The 482-nt window shown below is 28.0% G+C and carries 1 protein-coding gene; it reads right to left on the reverse strand.

Features of this window, described 5'->3' with window-relative positions; translation table 11 throughout:
* Positions 1–207: TetR/AcrR family transcriptional regulator (locus tag V7056_RS10685; protein ID WP_499701762.1), on the reverse strand; the 207-nt coding region annotated here is incomplete at its 3' end.
* Between the last annotated feature and the right edge of the window lie 275 nt (positions 208–482).

The following is a 482-nucleotide window of genomic DNA, read 5'->3' on the forward strand; positions in this document are numbered from 1 at the left end:
CGTCAATAGCACATCCTTATAAACTGGTTCTACTAAAGAATTAAAAAGGTCTTCCTTATTCTTAAAATATTTGTAAATAGTACCTAAAGCTATTCCTGCATTACTTGCGATATTTCTAATGGAAGCTCCAAGATACCCTTGTTCCTTGAACTCCTCCAAAGCTGCAGCAATAATTCGATTCTTAATATCTTCTTTTAAAATTTGCATTCGTGAACCTCCGTTCATTTTTGAGGATATCATTGATACAAAATTTTGTAAATTCTTTTTTTATTATTTTTAAAACTAATTTAAACTATCTATTTTCGAATCAATTTTCATCAGGATTATTAATCCATTCTTCAACTATAATTAACGAATGATGGGAGAAGGTTCAGTCGCAATTTTCCTTTTACTATGCAGTCATCATTAAAAATTAGTTTCCCCATTATAGCTAAATAAAAATTGATTTTATACTTAAATTTATAAATCTACATCAAAAAAGG

The organism is Bacillus sp. JJ664 (assembly GCF_036962205.1).
Classification (GTDB): Bacteria; Bacillota; Bacilli; order Bacillales; family Bacillaceae_G; genus Gottfriedia.